This is a genomic window from Bradyrhizobium sp. LA2.1 (assembly GCF_040547725.1).
Lineage (GTDB): Bacteria > Pseudomonadota > Alphaproteobacteria > Rhizobiales > Xanthobacteraceae > Bradyrhizobium > Bradyrhizobium barranii.
Window position 1 is genome coordinate 69,724 of sequence record NZ_JBEPQI010000030.1, and the last position, 24,083, is coordinate 93,806.

The following is a 24,083-nucleotide window of genomic DNA, read 5'->3' on the forward strand; positions in this document are numbered from 1 at the left end:
CGCAATCGCAGGCCGCTTAGGCGTGCCTACTCGTCATCCTCGTCTTCGTCCTCATCCTCGTCGTGATCTTCCACTTCCAGGCGGTCGAGCGCGGCCAGCGGCAGTGTCTCGCGGAACAGATCGCCTTCCGAGCCCATCCAGAGGCAGAGGATGTCGTCGCCTTTCACCTCTGCGACGGTCAGCGGCTGGCCGCCGGATTTCAGCATCACGACGTCGCCGGTTTTCAGTTCCATGGATGGTCCTTTCGGGGTTGATCGACGAGAGGGGAGGCTAGCAAGCCGTCATGACAGGCCGATCACGGGCTATGGGACCCGTGAATTTGCTGCGGCTTGCACAGACTGCCGAAACGTCGATGGCAGAGGTTCGAGTGGGGGATCGCTCGAGGTCACCAGGGGCTATTCCGTCCCAGGCGCGGCGATGATGGCATCATGCGCCTGTTTTGCCCGACGCGTCAAATGATTTCGTAAAATCAGCAATGCATTGCGTTTGCGGCAAGCTGTTGAAATTGCAGCAGTCGGCTACTGTGCATGGGGTTGTTTTCGATGTTTTGTTTTCGCCTGGGTTACGGCTGGTCCGGCACGAGATCGGTCAGCGAGCGGATGATGCGGTCGGGCTTGACGGGCGAGCCTTCGGGCAGGCCGTCGCCATGCACGTCGATCCAGATCGAGTAGATGCCGAGGCGCTGCGGCGTCACGACTTCCCATTCCAGATTGTCGCCGATCATCCAGGTGTCTTTCGCGGTGACGCCGAGCGCCTCCATCGCGTGCAGATAGGCGCGCTCCTCGGGCTTGCCGAAACCGTGCTCGCCCTCGATCTGGATGTGATCGAAGCGATGCGTGAGCTCGAAGCGCTCGACCTTGGCGCGCTGCATGTCGGCGGCGCCGTTGGTGACCAGCGCGAGTTTGACGCCGCGTGCCTTGAACGCGTCGATCGCATCATGCGCACCGGGGAACACGAAGATCGCTTCTTCGCGATAGGTCGTGAAGCGGTTGGCGAGGCGATCGGCGAGATCGTCGGAGAGGGCGCGGTGGCCGTCGGCGGCGAGCGCGGCGAAGCCGCCCCGCACCGTGAGCCGCCGTGCCTCGCCAAGCTTCATCCGCCAAGCGGCTTCCGCATTCGCCCAGAAGTTTCGTGCGAAGGCCAAAACTGCGGTCGCGACCTGCTGCGGCGGCAGCGGCGTGAGCTCGTCGGCAAATTCTTCTGCGATCGTATTCCAGGCGATCTCGGGCCGGCCGTAGGCCGACAGGATGGTGTCGTCCATGTCGATCAGCATGGCGCGCGGCAGCGGAGGCATCGCGGTGCTCATGGCCATTTCACCTCCGGCGGCAGCGACGACAGGATGGAGTCCACGTTGCCGCCGGTCTTGAGCCCGAAGATGGTGCCGCGGTCGTAGAGCAGGTTGAATTCGACATAGCGTCCGCGCCGGATCAATTGCTCCTCGCGATCCTCCGCGGTCCAGGCGCTCGCGAAATTGCGCCTGACGATGTCGGGGTAGACTTTCTGGAAGGCGCGGCCGACATCCTGCGTGAAAGCGAGGTCGGCGTCCCAGTCGCCGCTGTCGTGCCAGTCGTAGAAGATGCCGCCGATGCCGCGCGCCTCTTTGCGGTGCGGCAGGTAGAAATACTCGTCGCACCACTTCTTGTACTTGTCGTAGTCGGCAACGCCGTTCGGGCCCGTGCAGGCCTCTTTCATCGCGGCGTGGAAGGCGAGCGTGTCGGGATCGTCCTGGGTGCGCCGGCGGTCGAGCACCGGCGTGAGATCGGCCCCGCCGCCGAACCAGGCTTTTGTGGTGACGACGAAGCGGGTGTTCATGTGCACGGCGGGCACGTGCGGATTGCGCAGATGCGCGATCAGCGAGATGCCGGAGGCCCAGAACTTGGGGTCGTCTGCCGCGCCCGGGATCTGGGCGCGAAACTCGGGCGCGAATTCGCCGTGCACCGTCGAGCAGTGCACGCCGACCTTCTCGAACAGGCGGCCGGACATCATCGACATCACGCCGCCGCCGCCGGGCGCGCCGGTATGATCGGTGCGCTGCCAGGGCGTGCGTTTGAAGCGGCCGGCCGCGCCCGGATAAAGGCTTTCCGGCGCGTCATCCTCCAGCCGCTCGAAGCTCGTGCAGATGTCGTCGCGCAAAGCTTCGAACCAGGCGCGAGCGCGCGTCTTGCGGTCTTCGATTGTCGAGATGTCCATGTCCAATTCCAAAACCGGTCTCGTAGGGTTGGCAAAGGCGCTCTTGCGCCGTGCCCACCATCTTCATTGTCGTCCTGAATGGTGGGCACGCTGCGCTTTGCCCACCCTACGAATTTCACCCCTGCGGACCGTAATAGGTGCAGCTCTCGTTGCAACTGTCGCGGTGGATGCTGACGCGGGTGAGCTTGCCGATATGCTGGAGCCGCTCCCAGACGAAGCGCGAGAGGTTTTCCAGCGTCGGTGTGCCCAGCGCCTCGATCTTGTTGAGGTATTTGTGGTCCAGCGTGAGCCGCACGTCCTCGATGGCGCGCTGGACGAGGCCGAGATCGACCACCATGCCGGTCGCAGGGTCCGGCGTGCCGCGCAACGTCACCTCGGCGCGGAAGGAGTGGCCGTGGATCTCCTCGCTCGCGGCGCCAAATGTCGTTCCCGACAATGAGTGCGCCGCCTCGAAGCGGAACGATTTCGTCAATTCCCACATCTGTTCGAAAACCAATCCTATCTGATGCCGAGCGATTTATGCGTCTGCACGCTCAGCCGCCATTGCGGATGGCGCAGGCAATAGTCGATCGCACGCACGGTGTTTTGGGCAACCTCGGGTCCGTCCATCGGCTGCAGCGAGAAGCGCTCGAAGGCGAGGCCCTCGAAGGTCTCGGGCGCGGCGAGGACCTGCGGATAGACCAGCTTCAGCTCGTGGCCGCGGCGCTGGACGAGCTCGCTGCCGCCCTTGGGGCTGACGCAGATCCAGTCGAGCCCCTCAGGCGCTGCAATCGTGCCGTTGGTCTCGACACCGATCTCGAAGCCGCGGGCGTGGAGGGCGTCGATCAGGGCGGCATCGACCTGGAGCAGCGGCTCGCCGCCGGTGAGCACCACGTAACGGTTGCTGTCGGCGGCAGCCGTCCATTGCGCGGCGATGGTGTCGGCGAGTTCCGCGGCCGAGGCATAGCGGCCGCCGAGCGTGCCGTCGGTGCCGACGAAATCGGTGTCGCAGAATTTGCAGGTCGCGGCCTCGCGGTCGGCCTCGCGGCCGCTCCAGAGGTTGCAGCCGGCAAAACGGCAGAACACGGACGCGCGCCCGGCATGGGCGCCTTCGCCTTGCAGGGTCAGGAAGATTTCCTTGACCGCGTAACTCAATGGTCTCTCCTCAACATCTCAAACTTGCGGGTTCCGGAGCTGCCGCAGCGCCTCGCCTGCGGCCATCGCCGCGGTCATGGCGACATTGAGCGACCGCAGCCCCGCCGTGATCGGGATCACCAGCCGCGCATCCGCAGCCTCGACCACCGCGTCGGTGACGCCGGCGCTCTCGCGCCCGAATAGCAGGATGTCCGCCATCTGGTAATGAAAATCGCGGTAATCGGTGGCGGCCTTGGTGGTGAACAGCAGCAGGCGGTAGCCCTGTGTCGCACGCCAGTCCTCGAATTTCGACCAGGAGTCGTGGCGGGTCACGCTGACATGATCGAGGTAGTCCATTCCCGCCCGGCGGAACAAGCGGTCAGAGAACGGGAAGCCCGCCGGCTCGATGATGTGGGCGGCCATGCCCAGGCAGGCACAGAGCCTGAGAATCGTGCCGGTGTTCTGGGCGATGTCGGGTTGAAAAAGCGCGATCTGCATGGGCTGTATCGGGGTCGGTGCGGGCCGGAAATGTCTCAATAAAACATCGCTGGCTGCGGAATTCGTGCATTGCACGCCCCCACGCCGTTAGCGGGCTTGCGCTCGCCCGGCAAGGGTGCCAATAGAACGATTCTGGACTGCTGTTTTCGCCTTGTTTCGGCGGGGACAAGTGAAGTTCTGCCGCCGCGGGGGGCCGCGGGCGCCGGCACACTGTTTTGGGGACCTTGGGGGCTCCCGGAACGGTTCCGTCGGCAGCATAAGAAGAAAGGGTTGGAATCGTGACGACAGCGTCTTCGGCGGACCATCCGACACGCCGTGATTTCTTATTCGTTGCAACGGGGGCAGCTGCAGCAGTAGGGGGCGCAGCTGCGCTCTGGCCCTTCATCTCTCAAATGAATCCTGACGCGTCGACCATCGCCGCTGGTGCGCCGATCGAGGTCGATCTCAGCCCGGTCGCCGAGGGGCAGGACATCAAGGTGTTCTGGCGCGGCAAGCCGATCTACGTCAGCCACCGCACCAAGAAGCAGATCGACGAGGCGCGCGCCGTCAACGTGGCGAGCCTGCCCGATCCGCAGTCCGACGAGGCCCGGGTCAAGCCGGGCCACGAGCAGTGGCTGGTCGTGATCGGCATCTGCACCCATCTCGGCTGCATCCCGATCGCTCATGAGGGCAATTACGACGGGTTCTTCTGCCCCTGCCATGGTTCGCAGTACGATTCGTCCGGCCGCATCCGCCAGGGGCCCGCGCCCGCGAACCTGCCGGTGCCGCCGTACCAGTTCGTTTCCGACACCAAAATCCAGATCGGCTGAGCTTCGGGCCTTCGCCCGAAGCTTCGCGCCGTCTCGTCGTTATATTTCCTCAGGATCGCATCATGAGCGGACCATCCGACTACCAGCCGAGCAATCCGGCCCTGCAATGGATCGAGCGACGTCTGCCGATCATCGGTCTCGTCCATTCCTCCTTCGTCGTCTATCCCACCCCGCGCAACCTGAACTACTGGTGGACCTTCGGCGCCATCCTCTCCTTCATGCTGGGGATGCAGATCCTGACCGGCGTGGTCCTGGCGATGCATTACACGCCGCACGCCGATCTCGCCTTCAAGTCGGTCGAGCTGATCGTCCGTGACGTCAATTACGGCTGGCTGCTGCGCAACATGCATGCCTGCGGCGCGTCGATGTTCTTCTTCGCGGTCTACGTCCACATGCTGCGCGGCCTCTATTACGGCTCCTACAAGGAGCCGCGCGAGGTGCTGTGGATCCTCGGCGTCATCATCTACCTCCTGATGATGGCGACCGGCTTCATGGGCTACGTGCTGCCGTGGGGCCAGATGAGCTTCTGGGGCGCCACCGTCATCACCAATCTGTTCTCCGCCATTCCCTATGTCGGCGAGAGCATCGTGACGCTGTTGTGGGGCGGCTATTCGGTCGGCAATCCGACGCTGAACCGCTTCTTCTCGCTGCACTATCTGCTGCCGTTCCTTATCGCTGGCGTCGTCGTGCTCCACGTCTGGGCGCTGCATGTCGCCGGCCAGAACAATCCTGACGGCGTCGAGCCGAAGACGGAAAAGGACACGGTGCCGTTCACGCCGCATGCGACCATCAAGGACGGGTTCGGTGTCGCCTGCTTCCTGCTGCTCTACGCCTGGTTCATCTTCTACATGCCGAACTATCTCGGCGACGCCGACAACTACATCCCGGCGAACCCGGGCGTGACGCCGCCGCACATCGTGCCGGAATGGTATTACCTGCCGTTCTACGCGATCCTGCGTTCGATCCCGAACAAGCTCGCGGGCGTGATCGGGATGTTCTCGGCGATCATCATCCTGTGCTTCCTGCCCTGGCTCGATGCCGCCAAGACCAGGTCGTCGAAGTACCGCCCGCTGGCCAAGCAGTTCTTCTGGATCTTCGTCGCGGTCTGCATCCTGCTCGGCTATCTCGGCGCGCAGCCGCCGGAAGGCATCTACGTGATCGCCGGCCGGGTCCTGACGGTCTGCTACTTCGCCTATTTCCTGATCGTGCTGCCGCTGCTCTCGCGCATCGAGACGCCGCGGCCGGTGCCGAACTCGATCTCGGAGGCGATCCTGGCCAAGGGCGGCAAGGCGGTGGCCTCGGTCGCCATCGCGCTCGTTGCCGCCGGCGCGCTGTTCCTCGGCAGCCTTCAGGACGCTCGCGCCTCCGAAGGCAGCGACAGACCGCCGGGCAACAAATGGTCGTTCGCCGGCCCTTTCGGTAAGTACGACCGCGGCGCGCTCCAGCGCGGCCTGCAGGTCTACAAGGAGGTCTGCTCGAGCTGCCATGGCCTGTCCTACATCGCCTTCCGCAACCTCGCGGAAGCCGGCGGCCCCGGCTATTCGGTGGCGCAGGCAGCGGCGTTTGCGTCCGACTACAAGGTCAAGGACGGCCCGAACGATGCGGGTGACATGTTCGAGCGCCCGGGCCGGCCGGCGGACTATTTCCCCTCGCCATTCCCGAACGAGCAGGCGGCCCGCGCGGCGAACGGCGGTGCGGCACCGCCCGATTTGTCGCTGATCACCAAGGCGCGCTCCTACGGCCGCGGCTTCCCCTGGTTCATCTTCGACTTCTTCACCCAGTACCAGGAGCAGGGCCCGGACTATGTCGCGGCGGTGCTCCAGGGCTTTGAGGACAAGGTGCCGGAGGGCGTCACCATCCCGGAGGGCTCCTACTACAACAAGTACTTCCCGGGCCACGCGATCAAGATGCCGAAGCCGCTGAGCGACGGCCAGGTAACCTATGGCGACGGCTCGCCGACCACGGTCGCGCAATATTCCAAGGACGTCACCACGTTCCTGATGTGGACCGCCGAACCTCACATGGAAGCGCGCAAGCGTCTGGGCTTCCAGGTGTTCGTGTTCCTGATCATCTTCGCGGGCCTGATGTACTTCACGAAGAAAAAGGTCTGGGCCGACTCCCACTGAGCGGCGCGCGATCGGAAATGAAGAAGCCCCCGCGAGGGGGCTTTTTTGTTGCCCGTGTCCCGGACGCGCTGCAGCGTGCAACGCTGCTGCGCAGAGCCTGGACCCAGCATGCTTGTGGCTGGGCCCCCGGATCAGCAACGCACCACGCCGCGAAGGGCGGCGCGCTGCATTGCATCCGGGGCACGAGAGTGTGTTGTTTGGCGCGATTGCCTATCGCCCTCACACCCGCCAAAATACTTTCAACCGCTCCCCAGAAACTCATCGGAGGACACCATGGGAACCACCATCACCTTCAAGCGCCCGGACGGCAAGGACGCCTCAGGCTATCTCGCCAACGCCGCGCGCGGCAACGCGCCGGGCGTGGTCGTGATCCAGGAGTGGTGGGGCCTGTCGGACCAGATCAAGGGCCTGTGCGACCGCTTTGCGCTCGCCGGCTTCGATGCGCTGGCGCCTGATCTCTACAAGGGCAAGGTGGTGCCGTATCACGACACGGACGCCGCCGGTAAAGAGATGAACTCGCTCGATTTCATGGACGCCACCACGCAGACCGTGCGCGGCGCCACGCAATATTTGTCGCGCAACGGCGCCAAGGTCGGGCTAACAGGCTTCTGCCTCGGCGGCGCCGTCACCATCATCGGCGCGACGAAAATCCCGGAGCTTGCGGCCGGCGTCGTGTTCTACGGCATCCCGCCGGAGCAGGCGGCCAAGCCCGCCGACGTCAAGATCCCGCTCCAGGCCCATTTCGCCAACAAGGACGACTGGTGCACGCCGCAACTGGTCGATGCCTTTGAAAACGGCATGAAGGCCGCCGGCAAGTCGCTTGAGCTGTTCCGCTATGATGCCGAGCACGCTTTCGTCAACGAGCAGCGCCAGGCCGTGCATGACCGCGAAGCCGCCGAGCTCGCCTGGGGCAGGGCGACGGAGTTTTTCAGGAAGCATCTGGGCTGATCGCCTCTAGGACGGCGCCCGCCCACCCTTGACGCCGTCCCCTTGCCATGGTGAGTATCCGCCCCATGAGCACCGCCGTCCGCCCAGCCCGTCTTTGGTGGCGCACCTCCTAAAGAGGTGGCCGGTGCGATTTCATTTCTCAAAATCGTCGAAGGTCGCCACGCAGTGCGGCGGCCTGATCGTTTGTCCTGTGTGGCGTTTCCTCGGCAAGTTTCGTAAGAGGACGACATGAACAGGACAGTCTTTGCCCTCCCGGCCCGAAGCGACTACGTGACCCGCGGCGGTCTCGCGATCACGCGTGTGGCGGAGCAGTTCACCGGCGGCGCCAACAGGCTCGACGATCTCATCAACCTGCTCGACCGCCGCCGCGGCGTGGTGCTGTCCTCGGGCACGACCGTGCCCGGCCGCTACGAGAGCTTTGACCTCGGCTTCTCCGACCCGCCGCTCAAGCTCGAGACCACTGGTGTCAAGTTCAAGCTGGAAGCGCTCAATGAACGCGGCCAGGTGCTGATCGCCTTCCTCGCGGACGTGCTGCGCGAGCCGTGCGTCGTGATCTCCGAGAAGAGCGCCACGCGGCTTGCCGGCCACATCATCCGCGGCGATGCGCCGGTCGAGGAAGACCAGCGCACGCGGCGCGCCAGCGTGATGTCGCTGGTGCGCGATCTCGTCGCCGCCTTCTCCGCCAACGATGACGGGCTGCTCGGCCTGTTCGGCGCCTTCGCCTACGACCTCGTCTTCCAGATCGAAGACCTCGTGCAGAAGCGCGCACGCGAGCAGGACCAGCGCGACATCGTGCTCTACGTCCCCGATCGCCTGCTCGCCTACGACCGCGCCACCGGCCGCGGCGTTGTGCTGAGTTACGATTTTGCGTGGAAGGGCAAGTCTACCGAAGGCCTGCCGCGCGAGACCGTCGAGAGCCCGTATCTGAAGACGCCGCGCCAGGGCTTTGCCGATCACGCGCCCGGCGAATATCAGGCCACCGTCGAAACCGCACGCGCGGCGTTTGCGCGAGGTGATCTGTTCGAGGCCGTGCCCGGACAGCTGTTCGCCGAGCCCTGCGATCGCTCGCCGGCGGAAGTGTTCCAGCGCCTCTGCGTCATCAACCCGTCGCCCTACGGCGCGCTGATGAATCTCGGCGAGGGCGAGTTCCTCGTCTCCGCCTCGCCGGAAATGTTCGTGCGCTCCGACGGGCGCCGCGTCGAGACCTGCCCGATATCAGGGACGATCGCGCGCGGCACCGATGCGATCGGCGATGCCGAGCAGATCCGCCAGCTCCTGAACTCGGAGAAGGACGAGTTCGAGCTCAACATGTGCACCGACGTCGACCGCAACGACAAGGCGCGCGTCTGCGTGCCCGGCACGATCAAGGTGCTGGCGCGCCGCCAGATCGAGACCTACTCAAAACTGTTCCACACCGTCGATCACGTCGAGGGCATGCTGCGTCCCGGCTTCGACGCGCTCGATGCCTTCCTTACCCATGCCTGGGCGGTGACGGTGACCGGCGCGCCCAAACTCTGGGCGATGCAGTTCGTCGAGGATCACGAGCGTTCGCCGCGGCGCTGGTATGCCGGTGCGATCGGCGCGGTGAATTTCGACGGCAGCATCAACACCGGCCTCACCATCCGCACCATCCGCATGAAAGATGGTCTCGCCGAGGTGCGCGTCGGCGCCACCTGCCTGTTCGATTCCGATCCCGCGGCCGAAGACCGCGAGTGCCAGGTCAAGGCTGCAGCCCTGTTCCAGGCGCTGCGCGGCGATCCGCCAAAGCCGCTCTCGGCCTTCGCGCCCGATGCGACCGGCTCGGGCAAGCAGGTGCTGCTGATCGATCACGACGACAGCTTCGTGCACATGCTGGCCGATTATTTCCGCCAGGTCGGCGCCGACGTCACCGTGGTCCGCCATGTGCATGCGCTCGACATGCTCAAGCGGAAGAAATGGGATTTGCTGGTGCTGTCGCCCGGCCCCGGCAGGCCCGAAGATTTCGGGATCAAGAAGACCATCGATGCGGCGCTGGAGAAAAAGCTGCCGGTGTTCGGCGTTTGTCTCGGCGTGCAGGCGATCGGCGAATATTTCGGCGGCGAACTCGGCCAGCTCACGCATCCCGCGCACGGCCGGCCCTCGCGGGTGCAGGTGCGCGGCGGGCGCCTGATGCGCAATTTGCCGAACGAGATCGTCATCGGCCGCTATCACTCGCTCTATGTCGAGCGCGACAGCATGCCCGAGGTGCTTGATGTCACCGCCAGCACCGAGGACGGCGTCGCGATGGCGCTCGAGCACAAGACGCTGCCCATTGCCGGCGTGCAGTTCCACCCGGAATCGCTGATGTCGCTCAGCGGTGAGGTGGGCCTGAGGATTGTCGAGAATGCGTTCCGGCTGGATGCGCGCGTTGATTGAGAGGCACCAATGACCTTTGACCACGATCTGAAGGCGAGCGTCCGCACCATCGTCGACTATCCCAAGCCGGGGATCATGTTCCGCGACATCACTACGCTGCTCGCCGATGCGCGCGCCTTCCGCCGCGCGGTCGACGAGCTCGTCAATCCCTGGGCCGGCAACAAGATCGACAAGGTCGCCGGCATGGAGGCGCGCGGCTTCATCATCGGCGGCGCGGTGGCGCATCAGCTCTCGGCCGGCTTCGTGCCGATCCGGAAAAAAGGCAAGCTGCCGCACACCACCGTGCGCATTGCCTACTCGCTCGAATACGGCATCGACGAGATGGAGATGCATGTCGACGCGATCCAGCCCGGCGAGCGCGTCATCCTGGTCGACGATCTCATCGCCACCGGCGGCACCGCGGAAGGCGCGGTGAAGCTCCTCCGCCAAATCGGCGCCAATGTCGTCGCCGCCTGCTTCATTGTCGACCTCCCGGATCTCGGCGGTGCCGCCAAGCTGCGCGCGATGGACGTGCCGGTGCGCACGCTGATGACGTTCGAAGGGCATTGAGCCGCGTCGGCGCCCCGGCGGTCGTCAGATCGCCTCGGCCTTCAATGCCGACCGCCAATGCAGCATGCGCTCCTTCAGGAGCGCGTTCCTGACGTAGTCCGTCTCCTCATCTTCCAGCCGCTCGCATTTGCCGAACGTCAGGCCCGCCTCGCCATGCGCGTTCCAGGCGGCCTGGAGGGTACGGCAGGTGTGGCTGCCTTGGCGGAGCGAGAACCAGATGCGGTTCTGGATGGTCTGCAGGTTCGGCGCCTGGCCGACCCAGGCCTCGCCCGATGCCGCGCAGCGGACGACGTAGATGCCCGCAATGGTCTTGCGCTCCTTGTAGGCGGCGATGGCTGCCTTCCGGTCGATGCTCACGGGGGTGGGACCTTGCTGAGAGGGATACCGATCTCCGCCTCAATAGGCGCGGTCAGCCCCGCAGTCAATATTATCCGGGTAAAATTATCGCCTCAGGAGCTTTGCAGGATCAGGCTGAGCTCGAGCTCGCGGAAGGCGAGGTAGTTCCGCCGGGTCCACTGGTGCAGCTCGGTGGAGGCGTCCTTCTCCTGGCGCAGATAGCCGGTGAAGGAGAAGTTGAGCCGGTCGATATAGGTCTTGAGGAAGCCGGGTAGCGCGGGCAGGCGGAACAGCCGCCCGGTTGCCATCGCGGCCGGCAGCTCGCCGCGCACGATGTGCTCATTGTCCACCGTGATCAGGTTTATCCGGGGGATTTGTCCGCGCAGCATCTCGTGGGCGCGGGCCGAGACGCGGTCGGTGTCGGCGACGAACAGGATCATCGGCGCGACGTGGCGGCGCGCGGCCTCCTTCAACAGGCCGATCTCGTCGCTCATCTTGAAGAACTCGTCGAAGGCGTGGAAGCCGAGGTCGATCACCTTGGCCATGCCGTCATCGACGATGACGCGGTCCATCAGCTGCATCTTGCCGTAGGTGTCGATCACATCAGCCGTTTCGGTGACCTTCGGCAGATAGTCGAGTAGCGACGGTTCCTTCAGGTTGACGTCGAAGGCCGCGACGTCGCCGTTCTTGAGCAGCAAAAATTCGCTCAAAAGCCGCGCCAGCAGCGTCTTGCCGACCTGCGGGCGGGGCGAGCAGATGATGTAAAGGGGCGTCGCGGGCATCGACAGCTATATCAGGCGAACTCACCGCCCAATCCAGCCGTATCCGCCCGGGCTCTGCAACTATTTTTCGCTGTTGCGGGTGGCGGGCTTCGAACCGACGATGTCGGTCAGCCGGATCCGGTCGAATTCGCTCCAGACATTCGCCAGCCAGTGGCGGACATAGCCGCGCAGCACGAAGGAATAGTTCGCGGCTTCGTCGTTGATGCCCTTGTTGGCGACGAATTTCAGGAACGGGACGGAGGACACCTCGACCTGCTCATAGGCCATTTCGTTGAGCTTGGGGATGGTCAGCTCGGTCGCGTCCTTGATGCGGTGGAAGTAGGAATTGTAGGTCGCCTGGTCCCACTGGAAGAACTGGGTGTCGTTGATGAAGTTCTTCACCAGGAAATATTTTGCGCCCCCCATGAAGCCCGCGGTCTCGGCGATTTCGTCGAGCGACGCGATCGAGGGGCCCAGGATGTGGAACACCGCGAAGGTGATCTGGCCGGCCTTGGCGGCGTCGAGGAAGCCGATGTCGCGCAGCGAGGCCAGCGCCGGCGAGAGCAGGCCGGCGCGGACGTCGATCACGGTCACCGACGGGCTCGCCGCGTTGAGCGTGTCGAAGATCTTCATCTGGTCCGAGGTCGTCATCATGTCGACGATCTCGGTGATCTCGGGGTGAAAGCGCTTCAGGGTTCCGCGCGGCGACTCCGTGTCGAAAGCGCGCGTCGGTACGTTGTTGGCGGAAAAATAATCGAGCAAGGTGCGCGACACCGTGGTCTTGCCCACCCCGCCCTTGTCCGCGCCCACCACAACCACTGCCGGCTTTGCCATTGCTGTCCCCTAACGCGCCCTCCGATTGCGCCTTGCAATCGGTCGGGCCCCAAATCGATGTCCCAAGTCTGCTGTTGGGCGCGAACATGGCAGAAACAAGGGAGAATTCAAATCCTCGGCCTCTGGTTGTGGCAATTTCCGAGGTTTTTCCCAATCGCTACGCAACCCTTCGCAAGTCGCTTAAAATCCCGCCATTAACGATGGCCCCATGGACCCATCGGATTGCCGGCTGCAGTTCCGGAGGGGGTGGGCACGGGCGGTGGACCGGCCGAGCCGCCTGCATCGTCCCAAGGCCCCTGGCGCAACGGCGGCGGGCCGTCCTGCCGCTCTACCTGTGCCTCAGGCTCGTCCGCCTCGTCGGGCGGTGGCAGCGGGCCGGGATCATGGCCGCCGGCGAACTTGACCAGCGCGTCGACCCGGGACTGCACCGAGGGATGGGTCGCGAACAAATCGGCAAAGCCCTCGCGCGGATTGTCGACGCAGAGCTCCATCACCGCCGAGGTCGCGCCCGGCAGCTCGCCGCGGTTCTCGATCTTGCGCAGCGCCGAGATCATGGCGTCCGGATCTTTCGTCAGCTCGACGGAGCCTGCGTCGGCGAGATATTCGCGCGAACGCGACAGCGCGAGCTTCACCACCTGCGACAACAGCCACGCCACCACGATCAGCACGACCGCGATGATGATCACGATCACCGCGCCGCCGCCGGAGCTCTTGCTGTCGCTCGACGACGAGGACGATCGCGACGATGAGGACGAGCCCGACGACCACGAGCCGCCGGAGCCGGAGCTCCAGTTGAAGCTCGTGAACAGGCGGAAGAACAACTCGCCGAAGAAGCCGACCACGCCGGCGATGATGACGGCGACGACCATCAGCTGGACGTCGCCGTTCTTGATGTGGGTCAGCTCGTGGCCCAGCACCGCCTCGATCTCCTTGTCATCAAGCGCATTGAGGAGACCCGTGGTCACGGTGATCGAATATTGCCGCGGATTGAGGCCGGTCGCGAACGCGTTCAGCGCCGGGCTCTCCATGATCTTCAGCTTCGGCATCGTGATGCCGCGCGAGATGCAGAGGTTTTCGAGCAGATTGTAGAGCCGCGGCTCTTCCTGCCGGGTGACGTCGTGGCCGCCGGTCACGGCATCGATCATTGACTGGTGGAAGAAATAGGCGATGACGATCCAGACCGCCGCCGCGATCGTCGCGAACGGCGCGGCGACGATGAGGTCGTGGAAAGCGCGGCTCAGATAGTAGGCGACAGTGCCATTGCTGTTGATGACGACTTCCGCGACCAGCGCGCCGGCATAGACCAGCACGTAGACCAGCATGAACAGGCCGGCGAGCAGCAGCATCGAACGAAACTTGTTCGAGGCGATGTGCGTGTAGAGACCATACGCGGCCATGACGCGATGCCCTGCCGGCCTATCGGCTCAACTCAGAACTTCACCTGCGGAGTGGCCTCGACTTCGGTGCGGCTGGCGCCGAGATCGAAGAAGTCCTTCTTGGTGAAGCCGAACATGCCGGCGAACAGGGCGGCGGGCATCTGCTGGATGCCGGTGTTGTATTCCTGGACCGCGTTGTTGAAGAAGCGGCGGCTCGCCGCGATCTTGTTCTCGAGGTCGGAGAGCTCGCTGGCGAGCTGCTGGAAGTTGGCGTTGGCCTTTAGGTCCGGATAGGCCTCCGACAGCGCGATCAGCCGGCCGAGCGCGCCGGAGAGCTGGTTCTCGGCGGCGGATACCTGTGCCGGTCCCTGCGCGGACATCGCCGAGTTGCGCGCCTTGATGACGTCGTCGAGCGTGCCGCGCTCATGCGAGGCATAGCCCTTCACCGTCTCGACTAGGTTCGGGATCAGATCGTGGCGCTGCTTGAGCTGCACATCGATGTCGGCAAAGGCCTGGCTGACGCGCTGGCCCAGCGCCACCAGCCGGTTGTAGGCGCTGAACGCCAGGAACACGAGGACGACGATGACGCCGAGAACGATCCAGCCGGTCGACATGGAGAACTCCTGAAGGGGGAAGAAGGCGGGGCGCAGCCTAGACCAAATTGGCGCAGGACGAGAGCCCGGCGCAGAGGAAGGTAAGACTTGGTCGAATGGGGAACCATCCGAGTTCAAGGCAAAAGCGTCGGACGAAGTTAACTTTCGGCAATGACCGCGTCGCCCCAGCGCCAGCGCCGGGCGTTTGCATAGGCGGCCTTGTCGCGCCGCGGGACCTTGGTGATGGCGAGGCTGCCCTCCGTGCAGAGCTTTGCGGTGATCTCGGCCTTGCCGACATCCGGCGGCGCCAGCACGCGCGCGGCGCGTGTTGCGGGCGCTGTCCGGGTCAGGGCGATGTAGATGAAGCGCTCGTCCTCGAACGGCACGTCGGCGCCCTTGATCTGCCGGTGCGCCTGCGAGCGCGGCAGACGCTGGCTGAAATGGCACCAGTCGGGTGCCGTGAGCGGGCAGGGCTTTTCGTGCGGGCAGGGCGCGGCGACGTAGGCACCTAGCGCGATCAGCTGCTGGCGCAGCGCGAGGATGCGCGCGTAGCCGGCCGATGTGCCGGGCTCGATCACGACCAGCGCGTGGCGCGCTTTCGCCCACATCGTTTCCGCCAGCTTGCGCTGATCTGTCTCGCTGAGCTCGCCGATGACGTAGCTCGCGACGACGAGATCGGCTTGCGAGGCTTCGGCGAGGTTGGTGCCGGCGTCGCCCGGCAGATAGCGGCAATCGGCGAGACGCGTGCTGTCGCGCGCCAGTTCGAGCGCGAGACGGCTGAGGGTGGCGTTGGCGTCGAGCAGGGTAAAATCCTGCAGCGACGGAAAGGCCTCAGCAGCGGCCCAGCTCGCGGTGCCCGGGCCCGCGCCGACGTCGAGCAGCGTTTCAGGCGCGAAGTCCGGCGCCATCTCGGTCAAAGCGTTTAGGCTGGCGGCCACCGCCGCGTAGGTCGCCGGCATGCGCGCCAGCGCATAGGCGAGCGCGTCGGCCTCCGACTTGATGGTGCCGGAGGTGCCGCCTGCGCGATAGGTGGTCGAGATTTTTTGCGAGCGCTGTGCGGCGTCGGTGCGGGAGAAGCCTTGGAGCTTGCCGTCGAGGGCGGCTTTCAGTTCGGCGGGGAGGGTGGGTGAGATCATTTTCTCATCGTCATGCCCCGCGTAGGCGGGGCATCCAGTATTCCGAGACGGCGCCGTGAACCGAGAGGCCGCGGCGTACTGGATCATCCGCTCCAGTGCGCAATTTGCGCACAAGGCGGATGATGACGTCAATGGGTGTGGAACGACCGGAGGCTCACGCCACGTTCTGGTCGAGAATGTCCACCGCCTCTGACAGGCTCACCGACACCAGCTGCGAGACGCCGCGCTCGGCCATGGTGACGCCGAACAGCCGGTTCATCCGCGCCATCGTGATCGGGTTGTGCGTGATGATAATGAAGCGGGTGTCGGTCGAGCTGGTCATCTCGTGCAGCAGGTTGCAGTAGCGCTCGACGTTGTGGTCGTCGAGCGGTGCGTCGACTTCGTCCAGCACGCAGATCGGCGAGGGGTTGGTGAGGAACACCGCGAAGATCAGCGCCATCGCGGTCAGCGCCTGCTCGCCGCCCGAAAGCAGCGACAGCGTCTGCGGCTTCTTGCCCGGCGGCTTTGCGATGATCTCGAGACCGGCTTCGAGCGGGTCGTCGCTCTCGATCAGGTGCAGCGCGGCCTCGCCGCCGCCGAACAGCTCGACGAACAGGCGCTTGAAGTGGTTGTTGACGACCTCGAACGAGGTCAAGAGGCGCTCGCGCGCTTCCTTGTTGAGGCTCTGGATGCCCTGGCGCAGCCGCTTGATGGCTTCGACGAGGTCATCGCGCTCGGTGACCAGACCCGTATGCTGGGTCTCGACCTCGCGCAGCTCTTCCTCGGCGCGCAGGTTGACGGCGCCGAGGCGCTCGCGGTCACGGCGCATCTTTTCGAGGTCTTCCTCGATGTCGTGCAACGGCGGCAGCCCGGCGCCGGGCTCGATCTCGGCGAGGCCGGCAACGGCCTGCGGCTCGACCTCGAGCATGTCGCGGATCTCGCGCTCGATGTCCTCGAGCCGGCGCCGTGCGCCTTCCATGCGCTCCTCGGCGCGGGCGGTTGCTTCGCGGGAGCTCGACAGCGCTTCGAGTGTCAGCTTGGCGACGCGGTCGGTTTCGGCCATCGCGGTCTCAGCCGAGGCGAGCGCGTCGGCGGCCATGCGGCGGTCGTTTTCCGCGTATTCGATCTCGGTGATCAGCGCGCTGCGCTTCTCGGCGAACACGGCGGGCGCGTTTTCGAGATCGCTGCGCTCGATCGAGACCTCGGTGATGCGGGTCTGGATGGTGTCGATGTGAGAGGCCGCGCTCTCCTTGCGGTTCTGCCACTCGGTGCGCTCGGCGAGGATCGCCTGCACGCGCCGGTCGGCGAGCTCCGCCTCGCGCGCCAGCGCCTGCGCCTCGGCGCGGACCTGGGCGGCCATGCGGCGATGGCCTTCGATGTCGCTGCGGACGGCGGCGAGACGGGTCTCCGTGTCCTCGCTCGACGGCAGCTCGGTGATGCCGGCCTCGGCATATTCGTACGCGGCCTCGGCCTCGGCGCGGTCGGCGGCGAGGCGGCTATGGGCTTCCGACAGCGTCGCCTTGCGCGCGGCGCGGCGGCTGATCTCGCGTTCGGCCGTGGCATGGCGCTCACGCGCGACGTTGAGCTCGCGCTGGGCGGCGCGCCAGGCCTCGCGGCTCGCACCTTCGGTGCTGGCGGCCATCTGCAGCTCGGACTCGGCGTTCTCCAGCGCCTGACGCTTGATCTGCGCGTCGATGCGGGCCTGCTCCAGCTCGTTCTCGATGTCGACGAGGCGGGCGCGCTCGGCGAGGCGCCGTGCCGCACCGGTCGGGGCGTGGGCCGCGGCGACAAAGCCGTCCCAGCGCCAGACGTCGCCTTCGGGCGAGACCAGCCGCTGGCCGGTCTTGAGCTGCGAGACCAGCTCGGCGCCGCGCTCGCGCGGCACCACGCCGATCTGCGCCAAGCGGCGCGCCAGCTCGGCGGGCGCCTGAACGTGGCTCGCGAGCGGCACGACGCCCTCGGGCAGCTCCGGATCGCCGTCGGTGACGCCGGCATTGGTCCAGCGCATCGGCGCGGACGGATCGACCGGCGCATCGAGGTCGTCGCCGAGCGCGGCACCGATCGCCTTCTCAAAGCCCTTGTCGACGGTGATGCCGTCGATGATCGGCGGCCACAGATTCTTGGTCTCGCCGTTGACGATCTTGGAGATCGTGCGCGCTTCGGTATCGAGCCGCTGCACGCGCTTGTCGGCTTCGACGAGCGGTGAGCGTGAGGATTCCAGCGTCTGGCGCGCGGCAACATGCGCAGCTTCGCTGGCCTGGGCCGCGGCTTCCGAAGCGGCAAGGGTCTGCTCCGCGTTCTCGACCGTTGCGGTCAGCTCGTCGAGATCGCCGAAGCCGCCGGTCTCGTCGGCAAGCTTCTGCTCCTCGGCCGCGACGTTCGAAATCTCCTGGTCGAGGCGGGCGAGCTTGTCGCGATGGGTGCGGACATTGGCCTCGAGCTGGTTGCGCTTGGCGGTGAGGTCGGCGAGCGCCGTGGTGAGCTCGGCGAACTGGTGCTCGGTTTCGGTCAGCACCGCCTCGGCTTCGCCGACGCGCTCGTCGACGCCGGAGCGCTTCTCGACCCGCGACTTGATCTCTTCCTTCAGCTCGGCGTCTTCGGTGTCGAGCCGCTGGAGCGCGACGTCGGCGTCCATGGTCTGCTGCTGGGCGCGGGAGATGTCGCCCTCGAACTGGGCGAGGCGCCGCTCGAGCTCGGCGACACGCTCCTTGGCGCGCTCTTCCTCGCGGTCGAGCAGCTCGCGGGCATTGGTCAGGCGCTGCAGCCCGGCTGCGGCGCGCGCTTCGGCATCGCGCAGCGCCGGCATTTCGGTGGCGCGGATGGCCTGGATGCGGGCGGCTTCGGCCTGGTGCTGGGTGCGTTCGGCCATCTCGCGAACCGCGAGATCATGGGTTTGGCCGGATTCGTTGACGTCGGCATGCGCGCCGATCCAGCGCAGGTGGAACAGTGTCGCTTCGGCCTTGCGAACCTTGGCCGCGACCTCGCGATAGCGCACGGCCTGACGGGCTTGCTTCTTCAGGCCTTCCATCTGGCCTGCGAGCTGGCCGATCACGTCCTCGACGCGGGTGAGGTTGGTTTCGGCGGCCTTCAGCCGCAATTCGGCCTCGTGGCGGCGGGCGTGCAGGCCGGCGACGCCGGCAGCATCTTCCAGCACGCGGCGGCGCTGCTCGGGCTTGGCCTGGATGATCTCGCCGATCTTGCCCTGGTGGACGAGGGCCGGCGAACGCGCACCGGTGGCGGCGTCGGCGAACAGGATCTGCACGTCGCGCGCACGCACGTCGCGGCCGTTGATACGATAGACCGAGCCGGCCTCGCGCTCGATGCGGCGGGAGATTTCGAGAAGCTGGCTGTCGTTCATCGCCGCCGGCGCAGTGCGATCGGTGTTGTCGATCGTCATCGTCACTTCGGCGTGGTTGCGCGCAGGACGGTTGCCGGAGCCGGCGAAGATCACCGCGTCCATGTCGGCCGCGCGCAGCGACTTGTACGAGGTTTCGCCCATCGCCCAGCGCAGCGCCTCGACGAGATTCGACTTGCCGCAGCCGTTGGGTCCTACCACGCCGGTCAGGCCGGGCTCGATGACGAAGTCGGTGGCCTCAACGAAGGACTTGAAGCCGTGAAGGCGCAGGCGGGTGATTTTCATAAGCACGCATCTCTGTTGGCAGGCGCGAATCCCCCTGCCGGGACAATACCATGGAAGGCAATGTCACTCTCTGGGTGAGTCGCGCGAGGCGCCTCATGCGGTCGGACAATGGCCGCGGTGCGCCGCGAGGGCAACCGGCGAAAACCGCTTTTCCCAAGGGATTTATGCCGGGAAAGATACGGCTTTCGAGATGCGAATCAGGCGTTGAGCGGGGAAAATCAGCTCTTCAGCAGCGGATTGATCTTCTTGGCGAATTCATCGAACGACGCTTCGCCCTTGATCTTCTCGCCGTTGATGAAGAACGTCGGCGTCGAATCCACCTTCAGAACGTCGCTGGCGTATTTCTGGTCGGCGGCGATCTTGTCGAGCAGCGCCTGGTCCTTCAGGCAGGCTTCGACCTGCTGCTGGGTGAGGCCGGCCTGCTTGCCGATCCGCGTCAGCGTCTCCGTGGTGTTCTTCAGCACCCAGTCGTTCTGCTGGCGGAACAGCATGTCGGCGACCGCGAAATATTTCGACGCGTCGTCCTTGGCGATGCAGCGCGACAGCATCGAGCCGGCGGCGGCTTTGATGTCGAGCGGGAACTCGCGGAAGATGTAACGCACCTTGCCGGTGTCGATGTATTCCGACTTGATCTTGGGGAACACCTGCTCGTTGAACGCCGCACAATGCGGGCAGGTCATCGAGGCATATTCGGTGATGGTGACGGGGGCGTCCTTGGGGCCGAGTGCCATGTCGGGCAGCGACACGGGCTTGGCCACATCGGCGGCCGACTGCGCCATCGCCTCGGAGATGAACCGCAGCGGCGACAGCCCGGCGAGCGCGGCAAGACCGGTCAGCGACAGCATCGTGTTGAAGGCGCGGCGGGTGATGATCAAGGTCGGCTCCCGGATTGGTGTGGTCTCGCCCCAAGGTTCTTATCAAAGTTCCCGTTCAGGCGGCCTGTCGCTAGCTTGAAACGTAGTTCGAGGCAATGGCGAGCGACAGGGACGGGTTCAGATTACCGGCGGAATGAGGCTCAATTTCGCTTGATGGCGGCCCCGAGCCGCGCCAGCGCTGTCTTCAATTCTTCATCTTCGATGTCCCCCAGGCTCTCCGCCACCTTGGCCACCGATTTGGGATCCGGCGGACCGGGCCGGACCGGCGGCCGGGCGCGCGACAGGGGGGCCTGGCGGAAGGCGAGCTTGCCGACCGCGCTCCAGCCGAAGAAGCGATTGACCCGCTCCAGGATCACGTCGGCGGAGTGCTGGATCTCCAGCGCCATCGGCCCCTCGACCCGCAGCACCAGGGTCGCCGGCTCCTGCGGCTGGCCCTCGACCGGCCGCGGCCATTGCATCTTCAAAGGCTCGGCATGGGCCGCAATCTCCGGCCCGGCAATCTGTGCCCACCGCGTCACCAGCTCGCGCGCGGCAAAACCCTGCTTGGCATAGGCCTCGGCAAAGACGTCGTTGAGCAGCAGCGAAAGCGGCTTGGCGCTGATGGGACCGGGTCTGGGAGGGAATTTGGACATGGACCCTTATAGCACCTTGGAGCGCAGGCCTCACCATTGGGGAGCGCTCCGCGAAGAAAGACGTGGATGCCCGCGACGAGCGCGGGCATGACGTGGAGAGGCCGGCGCGTTGCCGCTACAGTGAGAGCATGAGCCCCAAATCGGCACTAATGGCGAAATCGGAACCGGCTCAGGCGGGGACCTCGTCGCACCCGCTCGCGCTCCTCGCCTGGTACGACCGCCATCGCCGCCGTCTGCCATGGCGCGCGATGCCCGGCGAGACCTCGGACCCTTACCGCGTCTGGCTATCGGAGATCATGCTCCAGCAGACCACCGTGAAAGCCGTCGGCCCTTATTTCGAAAAGTTCGTCGCGCGCTGGCCGGATGTCACGGCGCTGGGGCGGGCGTCGCAGGATGACGTGCTGCGGATGTGGGCTGGCCTCGGCTATTACTCCCGCGCGCGCAATCTCCATGCCTGCGCGGTGGCCGTGACGCGCGAGCACGGCGGTGTGTTCCCCGACACGGAAGAGGGGCTGCGCGCGCTGCCGGGCATCGGGCCCTATACGGCAGCCGCGATCGCTGCGATCGCGTTCGACCGCCGCACCATGCCGGTCGACGGCAACATCGAGCGCGTGGTGTCGCGCCTGTTCGCCGTCGAGGAGGAGCTGCCGCAGGCCAAGCCGCTGATCCAGCAACTGGCGGCGACGCTGCTTGCGGACGCTCGCGCCGGCGACGAGACGTCTCGCGCTGGCGACAGCGCGCAGGCGCTGATGGATCTGGGCGCCTCGATCTGCACGCCGAAGAAGCCGGCCTGCTCGCTCTGTCCGCTCAATGAGGATTGCACCGCGCGTGCGCTAGCGACGCAGGAAACGTTTCCGCGCAAGGCGCCGAAGAAGAGCGGAACGTTGCGGCGCGGGGCTGCCTTCGTCGTGACGCGCGGCGGCGAGCTGCTGGTCCGCTCGAGGCCCGAAAAAGGCCTCCTCGGCGGCATGACCGAGGTGCCGGGCTCGGACTGGCTGGCCGGCCAGGAAGACGCGACGGCGAAGCAGCAGGCGCCCGAGCTGAAGGGGCTGTCGCGCTGGCAGCGCAAGGTGGGCGTCGTCACCCATGTCTTCACGCATTTTCCGCTGGAGCTGGTGGTCTACACGGCGAAGGCCGAAGCGCGCACGCGGGCGCCCGAGGGCATGCGCTGGGTGCCGATCGCGACCCTCGCCGGTGAAGCGCTGCCCAACGTCATGCGCAAGGTGATCGCGCACGCGCTGGACCCTTCACCGGCCCCACCTTCCTGACAGCACGCTGGCAGCAGCGCTAAGCTATCAGCGCCCGATACGGAGGCTGCCAATGGTCAAGACCGCACTCGATAACTTTCCAAGGCCGCCCTGCGCCGAGCTGCTCGGATGGCGCCTGCTCGATGCCCGTCCGGAGGAGGGCTGGATCAGGCTCGCTTTCGAGGGCAAGCCCGAGTTCTGCAATCCGGCGGGCTTCATCCAGGGCGGCATGCTCTCTGCCATGCTCGACGACACGATGGGGCCGGCCGTGCTGGTGATGAGCGAGGGCCGGCTCTACACCACCACGATCAGCATGACCGTGAATTTCCTCAGCCCCGCAAGGCCCGGTCCGATCATCGGCGAGGCCAAGGTGACGCAGCTCGGCAAGACGATTGCGTTCGTCGAGGCGAAGCTGATGGCGGAAGACGGCACGGTGCTGGCGACGGCGAGCGCCAGCGAACGGCTGCTGGAAGCGGCGAGGGTGGTGGGGAAATAGTCGAGCCGCGCATTCCTCTTCCCTTCTCCCCTTGCGGGAGAAGGTGGCATAGGCGGCCTTCGGGCCGCCGTTCTTAAGAGAACGCCGAAGCGAAGCTTCGGCTATGGCGCCGGATGAGGGGTATGTCTCCGCGAACTCAAATGCGAGTTGGACTCGTGGAGACAGACCCCTCACCCAAGTGAGCCCGCATCTGCCAGCGTCGCCGCCCTCTCCCACAAGGGGCGAGGGCGCATTTATGAGCATCTCGCTTTGAGCGAGAGCATCACACCCTCACGCGCGCGCACCAGCACTCACGATCGGCGGCTTCGCATTCAGCGCCTCGACCTGGAAGCCTGCGACGCGCTTGTAGTTGGCGGCGATGTCTTCCAGCTCCTGCTGCGACAGCACGTCGGTGACGACGTCGTAGCCGTCAGGCGCGCGCGTCCTCGACGAGCTGCATCACCTGCTCGGGGCCGTTCTTGCGGTTGAGCAGGACGAGGTCGGTGGTCGCGGGCCTGCGCTCGGCCTCATAGGCGAGCAGCGCCGCAGTCGTCGGGCCATGCGCCAGGATCTCGCGCGTGATGGTGCGGGCATCGAGGATCGCCTGTGAGGCGCCGTTCGAGCCGATCGGGTACATCGGATGCGCGGCGTCGCCCATCAGCGTGACGCGGCCGAAGGTCCATTGCGACACCGGATCGCGGTCGACCAGCGGATATTCGTAGGCGTGCGGGCAGTTCTTGATCAGGCCGGGGACGTCGAGCCAGTCGAACTGCCAGCTCTCGAACCAGGGCAGAAACTCCTCGAGCCGCGCGGTGCGGTTATAGTCCTCGCGCCGCCACTGATAGGTCGGCGGCATGTGGCGCTCGGCAACCCAGTTGATCAGGTGGTTGCCCGCTGCGTCCGGCGCCTTCGAAATCGGATAGCAGACGAATTTCAGGATCTCGTGCCCGGCCATGATCATGGTGCGGCCGGTGAGGAACGCCTTTGACGGCGTGACGCCGCGCCAGAGGATGCGGCCGTTCCAGATCGGCGGTCCCTCCTGCGGATAGAGCTTTTCTCGCACGGCGGAATGGATGCCGTCGGCGGCGATCAGGATCGCACCCTCGTAAGTGCCGGCGGCCTTGCCGCTCGTCTTGTCGATGAAGTCGGCGCGGACGCCGCCCGCCGTCTCGGTCCAGCCGGTCAGATGATGGCTGGTCAAAATGTTGTCGCGGCCGAGCCGCTCGACCGCAGTGTCGAGCAGGAGCTGCTGGAGGGTGCCGCGATGGATCGAGAACTGCGGCCATTTGTAGCCGGCTTCCAGGCCGCGCGGCTCGCTCCAGATCGGCTTGCCGTGCTTGGAGAAATAGGCGAGCTCGCGGGTCCGCACGCCGCTTTCGTCCAGCCGGTCCATCAGCCCGAGCTCGATCAGCTCGCGCACCGCATGCGGCAGCACGTTGATGCCGACCCCGAGCGGCTTCAGTTCCGCGACGCTCTCGAACACTTTTACGGGAACGCCGATTCCGTGCAGGCTGAGCGCAAGCGTCAGCCCGCCGATGCCGCCACCGGCGATGAGTACGGTCATGACAAAAC

General features: G+C 65.7%; 22 protein-coding genes and 1 pseudogene. 7 read left to right on the top strand and 16 right to left on the bottom strand.

What is annotated here, in order from left to right; translation table 11 throughout:
* Positions 1 to 26: 26 nt before the first annotated feature.
* The 6 genes from ABIB95_RS39715 to ABIB95_RS39740 all read right to left on the bottom strand — a co-directional run bounded on the left by ABIB95_RS39715 (position 27) and on the right by ABIB95_RS39740 (position 3,801).
* A complete protein-coding gene (locus tag ABIB95_RS39715) occupies positions 27 to 233 on the bottom strand; it encodes a YodC family protein (protein WP_028153663.1) in 207 nt (68 codons plus the stop codon).
* 329 nt (positions 234 to 562) lie between these two features.
* Positions 563 to 1,312 (bottom strand): HAD family hydrolase, encoded by a 750-nt coding sequence (locus tag ABIB95_RS39720; RefSeq protein WP_354248084.1) that lies wholly within the window; start codon positions 1,310 to 1,312, stop codon positions 563 to 565.
* Positions 1,303 to 2,190: an oxygen-dependent coproporphyrinogen oxidase gene (gene hemF, locus ABIB95_RS39725; RefSeq protein ID WP_354248086.1), complete on the bottom strand. Its 888-nt coding sequence runs from the start codon at positions 2,188 to 2,190 to the stop codon at positions 1,303 to 1,305. Before hemF ends, ABIB95_RS39720 begins: the two co-directional genes overlap by 10 nt.
* Before the next feature lie 115 nt (positions 2,191 to 2,305).
* Positions 2,306 to 2,671: a 6-pyruvoyl trahydropterin synthase family protein gene (locus ABIB95_RS39730; RefSeq protein ID WP_028153666.1), complete on the bottom strand. Its 366-nt coding sequence runs from the start codon at positions 2,669 to 2,671 to the stop codon at positions 2,306 to 2,308.
* Between the two features lie 17 nt (positions 2,672 to 2,688).
* Entirely contained in the window at positions 2,689 to 3,324 is a 636-nt protein-coding gene (gene queE / locus ABIB95_RS39735) for a 7-carboxy-7-deazaguanine synthase (protein WP_354248088.1), read from the bottom strand.
* Positions 3,325 to 3,342: 18 nt separating this feature from the next.
* Positions 3,343 to 3,801: a tRNA (cytidine(34)-2'-O)-methyltransferase gene (locus ABIB95_RS39740; protein WP_354248090.1), complete on the bottom strand. Its 459-nt coding sequence runs from the start codon at positions 3,799 to 3,801 to the stop codon at positions 3,343 to 3,345.
* A 278-nt stretch (positions 3,802 to 4,079) separates the two neighbouring features.
* On the opposite strand from ABIB95_RS39740, the gene petA reads away from it, so the two are divergent.
* From petA to ABIB95_RS39765, 5 genes are all read left to right on the top strand, one after another.
* Positions 4,080 to 4,610 carry a ubiquinol-cytochrome c reductase iron-sulfur subunit gene (petA, locus tag ABIB95_RS39745; RefSeq protein WP_063985148.1) on the top strand — a complete coding sequence of 177 codons (531 nt, stop codon included), beginning with the start codon at positions 4,080 to 4,082 and terminating at the stop codon, positions 4,608 to 4,610.
* A 62-nt stretch (positions 4,611 to 4,672) separates the two neighbouring features.
* Complete coding sequence (gene fbcH / locus ABIB95_RS39750) at positions 4,673 to 6,736, top strand: cytochrome b/c1 (protein WP_354248092.1); 2,064 nt, start codon at positions 4,673 to 4,675, stop codon at positions 6,734 to 6,736.
* 273 nt (positions 6,737 to 7,009) lie between these two features.
* Positions 7,010 to 7,684, top strand: coding sequence for a dienelactone hydrolase family protein (locus ABIB95_RS39755; protein ID WP_071916173.1), 675 nt, complete (start codon positions 7,010 to 7,012; stop codon positions 7,682 to 7,684).
* A gap of 228 nt (positions 7,685 to 7,912) precedes the next feature.
* Entirely contained in the window at positions 7,913 to 10,078 is a 2,166-nt protein-coding gene (locus ABIB95_RS39760) for an anthranilate synthase component I (protein WP_354248094.1), read from the top strand.
* Between the two features lie 9 nt (positions 10,079 to 10,087).
* The gene (locus tag ABIB95_RS39765; RefSeq protein WP_038943444.1) at positions 10,088 to 10,627 is read left to right on the top strand and encodes an adenine phosphoribosyltransferase; all 540 of its coding nucleotides are present in this window, start codon (positions 10,088 to 10,090) and stop codon (positions 10,625 to 10,627) included.
* Positions 10,628 to 10,651: 24 nt separating this feature from the next.
* Here ABIB95_RS39765 and ABIB95_RS39770 read toward each other — a convergent pair whose 3' ends face one another.
* From ABIB95_RS39770 to ABIB95_RS39810, 9 genes are all read right to left on the bottom strand, one after another.
* The gene (locus ABIB95_RS39770; protein ID WP_354248096.1) at positions 10,652 to 10,984 is read right to left on the bottom strand and encodes a GIY-YIG nuclease family protein; all 333 of its coding nucleotides are present in this window, start codon (positions 10,982 to 10,984) and stop codon (positions 10,652 to 10,654) included.
* Positions 10,985 to 11,076: 92 nt separating this feature from the next.
* Complete coding sequence (locus ABIB95_RS39775) at positions 11,077 to 11,745, bottom strand: hypothetical protein (protein ID WP_063985143.1); 669 nt, start codon at positions 11,743 to 11,745, stop codon at positions 11,077 to 11,079.
* 60 nt (positions 11,746 to 11,805) lie between these two features.
* Positions 11,806 to 12,558, bottom strand: a complete 753-nt coding sequence (locus tag ABIB95_RS39780; RefSeq protein ID WP_085402523.1) for a P-loop NTPase family protein — start codon at positions 12,556 to 12,558, stop codon at positions 11,806 to 11,808.
* 194 nt (positions 12,559 to 12,752) lie between these two features.
* On the bottom strand, positions 12,753 to 13,955 hold the full coding sequence (locus tag ABIB95_RS39785; RefSeq protein WP_354248098.1) for a M48 family metalloprotease: 1,203 nt from the start codon (positions 13,953 to 13,955) through the stop codon (positions 12,753 to 12,755).
* A gap of 32 nt (positions 13,956 to 13,987) precedes the next feature.
* Positions 13,988 to 14,548, bottom strand: coding sequence for a LemA family protein (locus tag ABIB95_RS39790; protein WP_354248100.1), 561 nt, complete (start codon positions 14,546 to 14,548; stop codon positions 13,988 to 13,990).
* Between the two features lie 137 nt (positions 14,549 to 14,685).
* On the bottom strand, positions 14,686 to 15,663 hold the full coding sequence (locus ABIB95_RS39795; RefSeq protein ID WP_354248102.1) for a small ribosomal subunit Rsm22 family protein: 978 nt from the start codon (positions 15,661 to 15,663) through the stop codon (positions 14,686 to 14,688).
* A gap of 154 nt (positions 15,664 to 15,817) precedes the next feature.
* Positions 15,818 to 19,282, bottom strand: coding sequence for a chromosome segregation protein SMC (smc, locus tag ABIB95_RS39800; RefSeq protein WP_354248104.1), 3,465 nt, complete (start codon positions 19,280 to 19,282; stop codon positions 15,818 to 15,820).
* 218 nt (positions 19,283 to 19,500) lie between these two features.
* Positions 19,501 to 20,157, bottom strand: a complete 657-nt coding sequence (locus tag ABIB95_RS39805) for a DsbA family protein (RefSeq protein ID WP_354248106.1) — start codon at positions 20,155 to 20,157, stop codon at positions 19,501 to 19,503.
* Positions 20,158 to 20,297: 140 nt separating this feature from the next.
* Positions 20,298 to 20,789: a DUF721 domain-containing protein gene (locus ABIB95_RS39810; RefSeq protein ID WP_028150718.1), complete on the bottom strand. Its 492-nt coding sequence runs from the start codon at positions 20,787 to 20,789 to the stop codon at positions 20,298 to 20,300.
* Between the two features lie 149 nt (positions 20,790 to 20,938).
* Here ABIB95_RS39810 and mutY point away from each other — a divergent pair, with 149 nt between their 5' ends.
* Positions 20,939 to 22,057 (top strand): A/G-specific adenine glycosylase, encoded by a 1,119-nt coding sequence (gene mutY / locus ABIB95_RS39815; RefSeq protein ID WP_354248154.1) that lies wholly within the window; start codon positions 20,939 to 20,941, stop codon positions 22,055 to 22,057.
* 52 nt (positions 22,058 to 22,109) lie between these two features.
* Positions 22,110 to 22,532, top strand: a complete 423-nt coding sequence (locus ABIB95_RS39820) for a PaaI family thioesterase (RefSeq protein WP_247314328.1) — start codon at positions 22,110 to 22,112, stop codon at positions 22,530 to 22,532.
* A 270-nt stretch (positions 22,533 to 22,802) separates the two neighbouring features.
* Here the strand turns inward: ABIB95_RS39820 and ABIB95_RS39825 are convergent.
* Positions 22,803 to 24,075: pseudogene (locus ABIB95_RS39825) on the bottom strand (flavin-dependent oxidoreductase).
* Between the last annotated feature and the right edge of the window lie 8 nt (positions 24,076 to 24,083).